This window comes from Mesorhizobium sp. B2-8-1, from assembly GCF_006440955.1.
In the GTDB taxonomy this organism is placed as follows: domain Bacteria; phylum Pseudomonadota; class Alphaproteobacteria; order Rhizobiales; family Rhizobiaceae; genus Mesorhizobium.
Genome location: NZ_VFTX01000002.1, coordinates 742,900 through 756,272, shown reverse-complemented (window position 1 = coordinate 756,272; position 13,373 = coordinate 742,900). Strand labels below are relative to the sequence as shown.

Sequence of the window (13,373 nt, the reverse complement as noted above, 5' to 3'; positions counted from 1 at the left end):
CGAAACTCTCTGGAATCATGGACGATGTCATGCGATTTTTGGATGTCAGAATATTTTCTTGTAAACTTCTTCTTGCTTCGCGAGATACGCTGTCAGATCGGGGGAGTTCATATATTCGACGCTGGCACCGATCTTTTTCATTGAATCAAGGAAGTTTTCGCTTTTCACGGCGCTTGCAACCGCGTCGGAGACCTTGGAAACAATTTCGGCAGGCGTGTCCTTCGGCATTCCCACACCTCGCCAGGTGGCGATATCGAGTGGATAGCCCAGTTCGGCCGACGTCGCCACGTCGGGAAGCTCAGGGTATCGCTTCGTTCCCGCCACCGCGAGCATGCGTAGCTGTCCCGATTGGATATAGGGCAACGTCTCGGTGACGCCGTTGACGGTGCTGTCGATATGTCCGCCAAGCAACTGAACGATGGCTGCCGGTCCTCCGTCGAACGGCACGTGCTTGAACTTCACGCCCGCGGCTTCCTCCAGATTGCGGGCAAGCATATGGAAGCTGCCGCCCTGGCTGCCGTTGCCAACCGTTATCGAGCCTGGATCGGCCTTTGCGGCGTCCAGAAACTCGGGCAGCGTCTTCCACTTGGAACTGGTCTGGACACTCAGGCCGGCATAGTCAATCGTCAGCATCGCCACGGGCGCGAGGTCCTTGTAGGACGTTTTCATCACGCCACGCAGGTTCGCCGTGATCAACTGCGCCGTGAGAATGCCGAGCGTATAGCCATCGGGTTTTGCCGCCTTGATGTCCTCGAAGCCGACAACGCCGCCACCGCCCGCGCGATTGACGACTTGCACGGGCACTTCAAACTGCTTTGAAAGTTCATCCGCCAGCGCCCGCGCCAGAAGATCGGTGCCGCCTCCCGGCGCAAACGGAACGACCAGTTCGATCGGCCGGGACGGCCATTGCTCGGCAAGCGCGCCTGCCGAGGAAAAGAGCGCCAGCGCCGCCGCCGATCCAAGTATCACGCTACGCCGGGTTGGCCGGCTGCGGTTGATCGCGTCGATTTCAGTCTTGTCGTTCGTGCCCATAGTCTCCCTCCACTCTTGAACGTTTTCTGCTTCCGGGCTGGACTGCCCTTCCCACGTTTCTGCTCTTTACTTCCGTGGTCGATGCGTCGGTGATGGCGACGGCGCGCCATTTCGCTGTGGTCCGACGAGCAGCGCGGGCGCGCCTGGTCCACCTGAACCCCCTCAGGTTCGATAAGCGGTGAAACTCGCGGTAGTGGACTGCGCACGCCAGTCAGTCACGACGTTGATGACGGCGGTTTGCCCCTTCGAGACTGCCGCGGCGCCACGTTCGAGAGCCGGCCTGATGTCTTCTGGACGCTCCACATATTCGCCATAGCAACCAAGGGATTCGGCCATCTTGTCGAAACGCGTGTAACCGAGATCCCGGCCAGGCTTGACCTTTGTAGGATCGGCTGTCCACCCTCCGTTCAGGCTGATGACGATGAGGAGCGGCAGGCCATGCCGGGCCGCTGTGTCGAGTTCCATCGCATTGAGGCCAAACGAGCCGTCGCCGTGCAGCACCACGACTTGAGCGTCGGGTCGCGCCGCCTTGGCGCCCACGCCGAAGGGCATACCCACGCCCATGGTGCCGAACGGCCCCGAGTTTAGCCTGTGGCCTGGCCGGTAGGTTGGAATTGTCTGACGGCCGAAATTGAGAATCTCCTGGCCGTCCACAACCAGTATGGCGTCCCGGTCGACGAAATCGCGAACCTCCTTGCAAAGCCGGAGGGGATGAACAGGCGTCTGGTCGGTAGCGATGGCGTCCTCGTGCTTCGGCGCCCGCTTGCGCTCCACCGTGGCAAGTTGCTCCCGCCATTCTGCGAACCCGTCCGGCGTGAGCGACGACTTCACGGCATCGCGGAGTTGTTCCAGCACTGCGGCGGCATCCGCCACGATGCCGATATCGACCCGGTCGCTTGCTCCGACGGCATCGGCGTCCGTGTCGATCTGAACGATCGTCGCGGTTCCCGAGAAACGTGGCGGGCGGGCGTGAGAAATGACGTAGTTGAGGCGAGTACCGACAACCAGCACGAGGTCGGCTTCTTTGAAGGCTGTGGAACGCGCGTGAGCGTAGAAATAAGGATGGTCTTCAGGGATCACGCCGCGGCCCTGAGGCGTGGTGTAGAATGGAATGCCGGTCGCATCGACGAAGGCGCCAAGCTGCTCGGAAGCCTGCGACCACAGGATGCCGCTGCCTGTCACGATGACAGGGCGTTTTGCCTTTGCAAGCGCGTCGGCGACCTTGGATAACGTAGCCGCGTCGGCAGCCGGTCTGCTGCGTGCCGCACTTGCCGGCGTCTTGGGCCATACAACTTCGGCCTCGTCCACTTCGGCATAAAGCACGTCTCCGGGTAGATCGATATAAACCGGGCCTGGCTTGCCGGCCATGGCGCGCCGGAGGGCAATGTTGACGTACTCCGGAATGCGTCGAGCGTCATAGACACGTTCGGCCCATTTCGTGACCGGCCGCATGATTGCCAACTGATCTACCTCCTGAAACGAGCCCTGCAGATACTGCCCAACTGGGCTTGCTCCTCCGAAGGCGACGACGGGCGCACAGTCAACCAGTGCATTGGCGAGGCCCAGGGTAAGATTGATCGTTCCCGGCCCGGATGCGCCCATGCATAAGCCAGGCTTGCATTTTACTCGCGCGTAGGCCTGCGCGGCCATTGCAGCCGCCTGCTCGTGCCGGGTATCCACCATGCGCACACCGCCGCTGATGGCAGCCTTGACCGCATCGTTTATCGGTCCTCCCATGATGTAGAAGCCAGTTTCTACACCCTCTCTCGCGAGAGCTTCGCCAAACAACGTATATCCACGGACCATTTTCGTCTTCTTCTGTTCAGGGGCAGGAAGTGGTTAGATCAAGCTGTCTAGATCGCGCCAGCTTCCTGCAGGCGCGAGATTTCATCTTCGGGAACGCCAAGCAGATCCCGATAGATCTCGATATTGTCGGCGCCGAGCAAAGGTGCGGGTTTCACCGGCACGTGGCTGGCCGATAGCTTGATCATGGCTCCGGGGAGAACAAATTCGCCACGCACTGGATGATCGACCGTAACGAACGTGCCTCGCTCGCGCAGGTCTGGATCCTGCGAAAGCTCGACAGTGTCGAAGGTGGCACTGACCGGGATTCCGGCGTCGCCGATAAGCTGCATGACGGTGTGTTTGTCATGCTGGACGGTCCAGGCCGATATGACTTCGTCCACGCTGCGGAAATTGGCCGCACGGGATTTGGCGTCGATGAAACGCGGATCGTCCAGGAGATCATTGCGGTTCACGACCTCCAGCAGGCGATGCCAATGGGCATTGCTGGCGCGAGTCGTGTAGACATAGCAGTAATCGTTGGGCCCGCCGCCCTTGCAGGGATAAACCTCGCTCGGCGACGTACCGGCGATGATGCTCTGGTTGCCGCACCGTGGCGCGGGGGCGCCGAACATATATTGCGCCGCATAGGCGATGCGGCCGAAATTGATGACGGCGTCCTGCATCGTGACTTCGATGCGCTGGCCCTTGTTGGTTGTGTGACGTTGATGCAGCGCGGCCAGAATGCCGATCGCGCAGTGAAGCCCCGCTCCGGTATCACCGATGTTCGGCCCTGGCTTCAAAGGGCGGCCGCCGTCTTCACCCGTGATCGACAATGCCCCACCCGCGGCCTGGGCTATCGGATCGAATGCGAGGAAGTTCCTGAACCGACCCGTCGGTGCAAACCCCTTGATCTGCGCATAGATGATACGCGGGTTTATCGAGCGCACGTGTTCATAGTCGAAGCCAAGCCGCTCGATCGCGCCGGGCGCGAAATTCTCGATGAAGATGTCGGCCTGCGCGATCAGCTTCTCGATCAGCTTACGGCCTTCTTCCGTCTTCAAATTGCATGTCACGCTACGCTTGTTTGCATTGAGCAGAAGGAAATAGGGAGAGTCGGAGCCGAGCTTGTCGGTGGTCGCGCCGCGACCCTGTTCTCCGCGCTTCGGCGGCTCCACCTTGATGACGTCCGCGCCAAGCCAGGCCAGGGTTTCGGTGCAAGACGTTCCCGCCTCAAATTGCGTCAGATCCACGATCCTGATGCCGGCCAACGCCGGTTTGCCGGTGCCTGCTTCTTCCGGGTTGGACGCATTGTTGCTCGAACTCATTACCCCTCCCAAGGCATTAGAATATTAAGGAATGACGAGTCTCAGCCGAACGAACTCGAGACAGATCAGCCGCTTGAGGCTAGGTTCCAGTAGCCCGCCTGTCCGCGTACCCGGCCGCTGCTTGCAGGATCGAATACTTCCTCGCAGGGCCGGATAGCAATGCGGACTGTCTATAATTTCAGCAAGTGAAATTATATCGGCGATCGGTGGCAACGATTTTGGCGGCCACGCCGCAGTGGCCTCGTCATGGTTGTCGATCGTCAATGGCTGCCGAAAGTGCGGCGGGCCGACCTTTCACGATCAATCCACCGAGAAGATGCTGCGGGCTATGTAGCGCACGCCGCCCGCACCCCAAAGAGTGTCGACCGGCTTTACCTGGATGGGATCGTTAACATCGTTGTAGTGGTAAACCGTTCCAACCCTGCCCGGCTCAACCTCCCAAGCGCGCGGATAGCCGATATCCCAACTGCCGCCATCGCCACGGATGATGATTTCCGGACCCCATGTCTCTCCCTCGTCCTCGCTGACAATGGCGCGCATGCCATAGGGCGGCAGCCGATAGGTGTAGACGACCACCAGGCGCCCGTCGTTCAGCAGCACAGGGGAGCCTGGCGCCCCGAAATCGTTGACTCGCGAAAGGAACTGCCAGGTCTGCCCGCCATCGTCGCTCTTGAAAGCTTCGGTCCACATGTCGCCTGACCAGTTCCGATCGACACGCAACGTGCAGAAGATTCTGCCGCTCGGCAACATGATGCCGCGCGGATACATTCGCTGCATTCCGCTGAAATCGGGATCGTCTCGCGGGGTTATGAAGGAGAGAAAGCGGAATTCGGCGCCATCTTCAGTACTGCGGTAGACAAGTGGCCGGTTGGGCGCGCCGTGTTCGGGCCCGGCAGGGAACCGGTTGTGCTGTCCTTCGCTGGTCTCGCCGCCCGTCAGGAAGAGCAGACATCGTCCATCGGGTCGGACCAATGAGGATTCCACGGCACTTAGCGAATAGAGGCCGTCGAGCGGCAGCATCGCCGAGCGCGACCATGTCTGGCCAGCGTCTTTTGAAATGCGGAAAAAGACTTGGTTGTCCGGGGGGCCGAAAGCGGTGGTCAGGGTCGGCACGAAATCCCTGATTTGTGGATCTTCCTGTGTGTACTGGTAATAAAAATTCGAGACGAGGACATCCCTGTCGGTGAAGTCGATCGGCCCGATTTCCGCCAAGCCGCCGGGCTTCCCGTCTATCCCCGGCTGCGGGCATCTAACGTCCATCCCGGGGCGGTTCCTGTCCTCGTTCCAAATATGCCATGTCCGGCCCCGATCCTCCGATCGAATCGTGACGCCACGCCTGCCGCCCGGATTCTTGATCAGATTGTGGTGGGCGAGGCCGCGGGGGTCTCCGGAATAATCGGCGGCGGCAACCGAAAAATTGCAGATGAGATGGCCCGCCGCGGTTTCCCAGAAGCCGCGGGAAAAGGGGTGGCTCGCAAACTCGTTTTCACGCCGGTAAACGACGGCGTGCTCGGTATCCGTGGCGAAGCGTGGAGGAAGCAATTTCTTGATCATCGGTATTCCCGGAAGACGCGTGGCTCGGCTCTTGAATCGAACAAGGCGTTCGAGCCAGACGGAAATTATCGATGGAGGCAATAAGCACTATCGTCACTTTCAGCGAATGAAACTGGAGCATCCGAGGCTCCGGTCATCCACCGGAGCACCAGCCGCGTTGAGCATTCGGCGGTTCAGCCCCAGTGTGCAGGTAAGACACGGAATGCGTTCGATCGGTCTTTCGGAAAGGCTACATTCTGCGCCTTATCGCGTCGGCGGCGGATGAAGCTTCCGCACGAAGCGCATCGGCCATGACCGTGATCTGCGAACGTTTAACGACCCTTCGAAAGTAGGTTACACCGATAGTGGCAACGACGTGCCCGGGCTCGACTACGATTGGCACCGCCAATGAATTCGTGAAAGGATCGGCCCTCGAAAGTCGACTTGCATATCCTGTCTTGCGCGTCATTCGCAGCGCTTTGCGCCACTGATAGTTGGTGCTGACGATCTTGTCTTCTTCGAAGTCGCGCTCCAGTGCGAGCCTCAGGAGCAGGGTTCTTTCGCGGCTGCTGCAGAATGCCATATAGGCGAGCCCGTGAGCCCGACTGATCAGGGAGGCGCGCTTGTGCAGCGTGCTTCGCACATGTGCCAGCGGACTAAGCGGAATCGAGGAGTATTGGACAACCATCGCATTGTGCTCGAGCGTCGCCGCGGCAAAGGGCCAGAGATATTCCTTCGTCAGGGCGTCCACGGCAGGCTTCACGACCTCGACGATCAGTGATTTGCTGTGATAGCCGGCGCTGAGCGCCTTGACCTTGGAGGTGAGCGAATATCCGCCCCGCCGCGAAACATGTTCAAAATAACCTTCCGCGCAAAGCGTTTCGAGGATGCGTACGACGCTGCTGGGCGGGATCGCGCATTCGTCGCTGATCCGTTGCACCGTGATCAATTCAAGCCGGTTGGCGCATTCCAGCACCGCCAGCGTTCGCTGCACCAGGCTCACATCCGCGTAGCTGCGCCGCTTCGAAGAGCTGGGAGACTCTTCGTCGGTTTCCTGTGGCTGTGGGGTTACCAGTGGCATGGGAAAACAGCTTATGTGGCCTGCCATTTTTCAACAATCCTCATATCCGGGTCACAACCCAGTCCTGGGCCGGCGGGAACAACCGTATGTCCGTGAGCGACCACGGGCATCATGGGGAAGGGAGATTCCTCCAGCTCGACATAGAGGCGTTCCACCGGAATTTCCGGCTGTAGCGATGCGACGATGTGCAGGTTGGCGAGATAACCGGAACCCATGTATCCGCAATGGGGGATCGCTTCGACGCCATACTTATCCGCCATCGTCAGTATTTTGAGCATTTCGGTGATGCCGCCAACCTTGCAGACGCTGGGTTGCAGGATATCCACCGCTTTGGCGGCGAGGAGCCGTTCAAAATCGTCGATGGATGCCGTGTTCTCTCCGGCGGAAATCGGCGTCCCGGCCCCGCGCAGGCGCGCAAGCCCGGCATAGTCGTCCGGCGGCCATACGGGTTCCTCTATCCATCGCAGGTTCAGGTCGCGGACCGCCGCAAGCACTTCCTTCGACTGTTCGACGCTCCACGGGCAGTTCGTATCGACCGCCAACGCGGTCGGTTCGCCGAGGCTGCGCCGAGCCAGCCGTATCCGTTCAAGGGTGATCTCATGCAGCTTGACGGTTCCATAGCCTTCGCCCAGCGCGCTGGAACAGGTTTTCTCCAAGGCCTCGTCCGACGAACACCGCAGGAAACTTGCATAGACCGGCAATTCATGCCGCCTCTTCCCGAGAAGGTCGGACACTGATTTGCCCTCTCGTTTACCGCGGAGGTCCCACAGGGCGATGTCGATGCCTGAAATGGCGTAGACCGCCGGTCCGCTGAGCCCAAACAAATGGATCTTGCGGCGGACGCTCTCCATCAGTGTGCCGATGTCGCGCGCGTCTTCGCCCACCAGCAGCGGCGCCACCAAACTGTCGATCATGGATTTTGTCGCGACCGCGCCGGCGTGGCCAAAGGCTTCGCCCCATCCCGTCAACCCATCCGTGGTCCTGATTCGGACCAGCAGCATCGCAAGCGCATTCGACGGCCGGCCGGCAATATAGTGAAAACCTCCGCTCGTCCGGTACGGCAGGGAAAGCATGAAACTGTCGACGGTTTCGATCTTCAAGTCGTCCTCCTCATGGTTCCGCTTCCTTCTATCACGGGCGTGCGCGGCGGATCGGATTGCCGATTTGAGTTTCAGTGGTCGAAATTGGAGTGCAAGTCGTTTGCGTCTGGAGGGTCTCTTTGCTGAATTCGGGCACCAATAACCTCCAAGCGGGCGTTTGCCCGGCAAATCATCGGCGGGCATCAGGCAGATTCAACGCGGCCAATATTCGTGGCGCGCCGTCAATAACGAGAAAGGTGCGGGATTTGAAAATCGCAAGTGTGAAAGCAGCGGGAGCCGATATCCTGGTTACCGAGGGCCCTGACGGTCGGATTGCAAGTCTCGCGGACGCCCTGAAGGCTTTCACGGGCGCTTCGCCGGCCTGGAGCGGCGACATGGTGTCGTTGATCGAGGCAGGCCCGGCTGCTCTGCAAGACCTGGCAAAGGTCCACGACGCCTTCTCGGCCAATCCCAATGCGATACCGGCGATAGCTCCGGAGGCCATTCAGTGGCACCCGCCAGTCCGCAGGCCGTCAAAAATCTGTTGCCTCGCGCTCAACAACAGCGCCAATTCGGAGCGGATCCTCTCGGGTCCGAACCATCCGGCGATCTTCGTGAAAGGCGCGAACGCTTTGGTAGGGCACGGCGAATCGATTCTGGTCAAGGAGCATTACGGACGTGTCCACCCCGAGCCGGAACTGGCGCTGGTTATTGGCAAGACGGCAAAGGACATTCGCGCCGCCGAGGCAATGGATTATATCTTCGGCTATACAATCCACAACGACATCACATCTCCCACCATGCGGGCCGAGGATACGTTTCACTATCGTGCGATCCATCCGCGCAAGGACGACGATACGGTGATCGAATATGTCGACACCTTCGTATCCTATTCGGGACGCTACAAATGCAGCGACACGTTCTCCCCCATGGGGCCTTGGATCGTCTTGCGAACCCAGGTGCCTGATCCGCATGCGCTTTCGGTTAGATGCGACCATAAGGGCGAGCTCGTCACGGAAGACAGCACCCGCAATCTTACCCACAAAATCCCCGAAGTCCTGGAGTTCATCTCCGGCTACATGACGATGGTGCCGGGTGACATCGTCTCAATGGGAACCGCACTACAGCGCGCGAACGGAACCGGTAGGGCTGTGCAGAATGTCGATCTGCGCACACTGGGGGGGCCGGTTTCCGTCTCCATCGAAAAAATCGGGACTCTCTCTAACACCGTAATAGCGATCGGCTAGAATGACTGCCATGGACTTTCGCAACCTGCTCTTGCTGCGGCTCGAAATCGAGGCCCTGAACGCGGAGTTCGCCTACCGGATCGACCACGATCAGTCCGAACGGGTCGCGGACCTGTTTACCGTCGATGGCGTCTATGGCCGTTCGACGGGAGGCCGCAGCGTTGGCAGAGAGGCAATCCGCAACAGCTACAGTCGCCGCAAGGACAATGGGCCGCGCACGGCGAGACACATCTTTAGCAATCTGCGCTTGACGCCTCTCGATGATGGCCGCGTGGGTGGATCATGCGTCCTGACGCTCTTTGCCAAAGACGGCCTGCCGCCGCATCCCGCCGACCCGATGGTCGTGGCCGACTACGACGACATTTACGAGTGCGGGGACGACGGGCGCTGGCGTTTCAAGGAGCGCATTATAACCTGGATTTTCGTGCGCGAGGGCGCGTCGTCTCCACTCGCCTTGGGTGCCGGGCAGGAGAAACGCTGATGTCCCCTCGCAGCCATCCCGCCGCGCCCGGCGAAACTTGCGACTACCTGATCATCGGTGGCGGTTCTGCCGGTTGTACCTTGGCTTCCCGGCTCTCCGAGGATCCGAACGTCTCGGTCGTGCTGGTGGAGGCCGGCAAGAACGTGACCAGTGAGACCGCGTCCGACGACGTGCTTTCCAACTATCCGGGCAAAGCATATTTCAATCCGGACTACACATGGCCCGGATTGAAGGCGCGCCTGGGCGGCGGCCGGCGAAACGATCCCGAAGCCGGGCGCATCGCCCGCTACGAGCAGTCGCGGCTTTTGGGTGGCGGCTCGACGATCAACGGTCTCTGCGCCAACAGGGGCGCGCCATCCGACTATGATGAATGGGAGCGCCTCGGGGCGGGCGGATGGGATTGGGAGTCCGTTCTGCCCTATTTCCGCAAGCTCGAACGCGACCTGAATTTCCACGACGACCTGCACGGTGCCGATGGCCCGGTGGCGATCAGCCGCTTTCCCACGGATGACTGGACAGGCTTCGTCCGGGCGGTGACGGGCGAACTCGGCCGGCAAGGCTACGGGCTGGTCGACGACCAGAACGGCGCCTGGCGCGATGGCTACATGCCGGTGGCGACTTCAGTCGATGAAAACGGGCAGCGCGTTTCCTGCGCCTATGCGTATCTGACGCCGAGCGTGCGTGCGCGATCCAATTTGTCGGTGCTGACGGAGACGATGGTCGAACGGATCGTGTTCGACGGCAAGGAAGCCACGGGCGCCGTCCTGCGGGACGGCCAAGGCCGGCATCACACCGTTGCCGCGCGCGAAACCGTGTTGAGTTGCGGAACCATACACAGCCCCGCAATGCTTTTGCGTAGCGGCATCGGGCCGGCGAGCGAAGTTGCCGCGCTGGGCTTGAAGGGCATCGCCGATCGTCGTGGCGTCGGGCGCAACCTGATTGAGCACCCGGTCATCTCGGTGTCGTGCCTGCTCGACCGCTCCGCCCGCATGCACAATCCCTTTCGCCATCATACCCAAGCCCATCTCAGATACTCGTCCGGGCTGGAGGATTGTCCCGACGGCGATATGAGCCTCGCCATAATTGCCCGCTCCGGCTGGCACGCGATGGGATATCGGATCGGCACGCTCTATGTATGGGTCAACAAATCCTATTCCCAGGGAAGCGTGCGATTGGCCAGCGGCAGCGTCGACGCTGAGCCGATCGTTGATTTCAGGATGCTTTCTGACGATCGCGACATGCAAAGGTTGAGAAAGGCATTCCGCTTCGTGGCGGCGCTGGCACAATCCGAAACCGTCTCGGGCATTTCCAGCATAGCTTTCCCCGCCAATTATTCCGATCGGGTCCGGCACTTCTCCGTGCCCGGTATGCGCAACCAGGCGGTGATGCAGATCTTTGCCTCGATGCTTGACGCCCTTCCGGCCATGCGGCCGTGGCTTGTCAGGAAATTCGTGACCGAGGGGGCAACGCTTGCGGAAATCCTTTCCGACGACACGGTCCTCGACAACTATTTGACCGAGTGCGTGACGGGGGTCTGGCATCCGGTGGGTACCTGCCGGATGGGCAGGCAGGACGATCCGCTGGCAGTGACGGACAACGGTGGCCGTGTCTACGGCGTTGGAAGGCTGCGCGTATGTGATGCATCTGTGATGCCGTCCATTCCCCGCGCCAACACGAATATACCGACGATCATGGTCGCCGAACGCATGGCGGATCTGATCAAGAAGGAACGCGCCGCCAATACGGTTCATGGCGAAGCTTCGGCCGCCTGATATGAGGAAACGATGATGCTTGTGGAAGCCACGACCGCATTCCTGCTGGTCATTGACGTCCAGGAGCGGCTGCTTCCGGCGGTCGCAAACAATGTCGCGGTGGAATGCAACTGCGCCGTGCTCTTGAAGGCTGCAAGCGAAATGGAGGTTCCCGCGGTCGTTTCGGAGCAGTATCCCAGAGGGCTTGGAAAGACGGTTCCGGCTCTCGCGGAGCTTGTCGGTGACGATGCCATCTTTGCCAAGGTGGAATTCTCCTGTGCGCGCGACCTGGGCCTCATGGCGCATATCGAGGGTTTGGGGCGGAAGCAGGCGATCCTGTGCGGCCTGGAAGCTCACATCTGCGTTCTCCAGACCGCGCTGGAACTCAAACGTCGAGGCTTCGAGGTGTTCGTTGCGCTGGACGCCATCGGCTCACGCGCCGATTCCAGCAGGGAGATCGCCCGCGACAGAATGAATGCTGCGGGTATAGCGATTGTCACGGCCGAAATGGTCGTGTTCGAGATGATGAAGACGGCCGCCGCGCCCCAATTCAAGCTCCTCAGCAAACTGATCCAGTAGTGCTGGGGAAGCGCTGCGCCGCAAACCAAGGACTGACAGATTATGGGTGAAACGGTTCAACTTTATATCGACGGCATGTGGCGCGACGGCGCGACGCGCGAGACTACCGATTTCTGGGATCCGGCAACCGGGGCCACGGCGGGAGCGGTGGCCGTGGCGACCTCCAAGGATCTCGAAGAAGCTTGCAGCGCCGCCGACAGAGGCTTCCGGCTGTGGCGGGCGAAATCGGCCGTCGAACGCAGCGGCCTTCTTCGAAAGGCATCGGCGCTGATCCGTGAGCGAAGCGCCGTCATAGCGCCTCTTCTGACCCGAGAGCAGGGCAAGCCCCTCGTACAAGCAAGGCAGGAGGTGGAATCTTCCGCCGACATCTTCGAATGGTTCGCGGAGGAGGGGCGCAGGGTCTATGGCAGGATCATTCCGTCTCGGGCTCCGGATGTAAGGCTGTCCGTCACGCGCGAGCCGGTCGGTCCGGTGGCATCGTTCAGCCCGTGGAACTTTCCTCTCGCACAGGCTGCCCGCAAGATCGGCGCAGCGCTTGCCAGCGGCTGTTCCGTGATCCTGAAGGGACCGGAAGAAGCCCCCGAAGCGCTTGCCCGGATCGTCGGCGCCCTGCATGACGCGGGTATTCCCGCCGGCGTCCTCAATCTGGTCTATGGCGTGCCGAGCGAAATATCGTCGTTTCTCATCCCCCATCCAGCCATCCGTAAGATTTCCTTCACGGGATCGACCGTCGTCGGCAAGCAACTCGCCGCCATGGCCGGTGCGCACATGAAACGCGCCACGATGGAACTCGGCGGACATTCGCCCACGCTCGTGTTCGAGGACGCCAATCTCGAGCGTGCCGCCGACCTGCTCACGGCGTTCAAGTTCCGGAATGCCGGCCAGGTCTGCACCTCGCCCGCGCGCATCCTGATCCAGGACAAGGTTTACGGTGAGTTCAAGTCCAAGCTCGTCGAGCGAGCGGCCCGGCTGAAGACCGGCAATGGCTCCGACCCCGGCACGGACATGGGGCCTCTGGCCAATCCCCGGCGCGTGCAGGCGATGGAGGCTTTCGTGCAGGATGCCACGGACCGTAATGCTTCCGTCGCCACAGGCGGCCGCCGAATCGGCAACCAGGGAAATTTCTTCGAGCCGACGATCCTGGAGGACGTTCCGCAGCCGGCAAGGATCATGAACGAGGAGCCCTTTGGTCCGATCATGACGCTGCAGCGCTTCGCCGATTTCGACAGCATGGTCGAAGAGGCGAACAGGCTTCCCTATGGGCTGGCCGCCTATGCCTACACGCGTTCCGCACGCACGGCAGCCATGGTGAGCGATGCGGTGGAGAGCGGGATGGTTTCGATCAACCATCATGGCCTAGGTCTTCCGGAGACGCCGTTCGGCGGCGTGAAGGACAGCGGCTACGGGTCCGAGGGCGGCTCGGAAGCGATGGAGCCATATCTGGTTTCCAAATTCGTTACCCACTCCTTGGTGGACTGAC

At 60.7% G+C, this 13,373-nt stretch carries 11 protein-coding genes; 5 read left to right on the top strand and 6 right to left on the bottom strand.

Going from position 1 to position 13,373, the window contains the following annotated elements; translation table 11 throughout:
* Positions 1–45: 45 nt before the first annotated feature.
* From FJ428_RS08075 to FJ428_RS08050, 6 genes are all read right to left on the bottom strand, one after another.
* A complete protein-coding gene (locus FJ428_RS08075) occupies positions 46–1,032 on the bottom strand; it encodes a tripartite tricarboxylate transporter substrate binding protein (RefSeq protein WP_140879231.1) in 987 nt (328 codons plus the stop codon).
* Positions 1,033–1,194: 162 nt separating this feature from the next.
* The gene (locus tag FJ428_RS08070; RefSeq protein ID WP_140879230.1) at positions 1,195–2,838 is read right to left on the bottom strand and encodes a thiamine pyrophosphate-binding protein; all 1,644 of its coding nucleotides are present in this window, start codon (positions 2,836–2,838) and stop codon (positions 1,195–1,197) included.
* A 47-nt stretch (positions 2,839–2,885) separates the two neighbouring features.
* Entirely contained in the window at positions 2,886–4,142 is a 1,257-nt protein-coding gene (locus tag FJ428_RS08065; protein ID WP_140879229.1) for a CoA transferase, read from the bottom strand.
* A gap of 300 nt (positions 4,143–4,442) precedes the next feature.
* Positions 4,443–5,696, bottom strand: coding sequence for a sialidase family protein (locus FJ428_RS08060; protein WP_140879228.1), 1,254 nt, complete (start codon positions 5,694–5,696; stop codon positions 4,443–4,445).
* A gap of 229 nt (positions 5,697–5,925) precedes the next feature.
* Positions 5,926–6,783, bottom strand: coding sequence for a helix-turn-helix domain-containing protein (locus tag FJ428_RS08055; RefSeq protein ID WP_140518035.1), 858 nt, complete (start codon positions 6,781–6,783; stop codon positions 5,926–5,928).
* The gene (locus FJ428_RS08050; protein WP_140518036.1) at positions 6,768–7,856 is read right to left on the bottom strand and encodes a mandelate racemase/muconate lactonizing enzyme family protein; all 1,089 of its coding nucleotides are present in this window, start codon (positions 7,854–7,856) and stop codon (positions 6,768–6,770) included. The genes FJ428_RS08055 and FJ428_RS08050 overlap by 16 nt, the downstream gene beginning before the upstream one ends.
* Positions 7,857–7,975: 119 nt before the next feature.
* Here FJ428_RS08050 and FJ428_RS08045 point away from each other — a divergent pair, with 119 nt between their 5' ends.
* From FJ428_RS08045 to FJ428_RS08025, 5 genes are read left to right on the top strand one after another with little or no spacing between them, the layout of a single operon-like run.
* Positions 7,976–9,082, top strand: a complete 1,107-nt coding sequence (locus FJ428_RS08045) for a fumarylacetoacetate hydrolase family protein (RefSeq protein WP_210242243.1) — start codon at positions 7,976–7,978, stop codon at positions 9,080–9,082.
* A gap of 10 nt (positions 9,083–9,092) precedes the next feature.
* Complete coding sequence (locus FJ428_RS08040) at positions 9,093–9,563, top strand: nuclear transport factor 2 family protein (protein ID WP_140879225.1); 471 nt, start codon at positions 9,093–9,095, stop codon at positions 9,561–9,563.
* Positions 9,563–11,335 (top strand): GMC family oxidoreductase N-terminal domain-containing protein, encoded by a 1,773-nt coding sequence (locus FJ428_RS08035; protein WP_140879224.1) that lies wholly within the window; start codon positions 9,563–9,565, stop codon positions 11,333–11,335. Before FJ428_RS08040 ends, FJ428_RS08035 begins: the two co-directional genes overlap by 1 nt.
* A 15-nt stretch (positions 11,336–11,350) precedes the next feature.
* Positions 11,351–11,893: an isochorismatase family protein gene (locus FJ428_RS08030; protein WP_181167239.1), complete on the top strand. Its 543-nt coding sequence runs from the start codon at positions 11,351–11,353 to the stop codon at positions 11,891–11,893.
* A gap of 42 nt (positions 11,894–11,935) precedes the next feature.
* A complete protein-coding gene (locus tag FJ428_RS08025) occupies positions 11,936–13,372 on the top strand; it encodes an NAD-dependent succinate-semialdehyde dehydrogenase (protein ID WP_140518040.1) in 1,437 nt (478 codons plus the stop codon).
* Position 13,373: the final 1 nt, after the last annotated feature.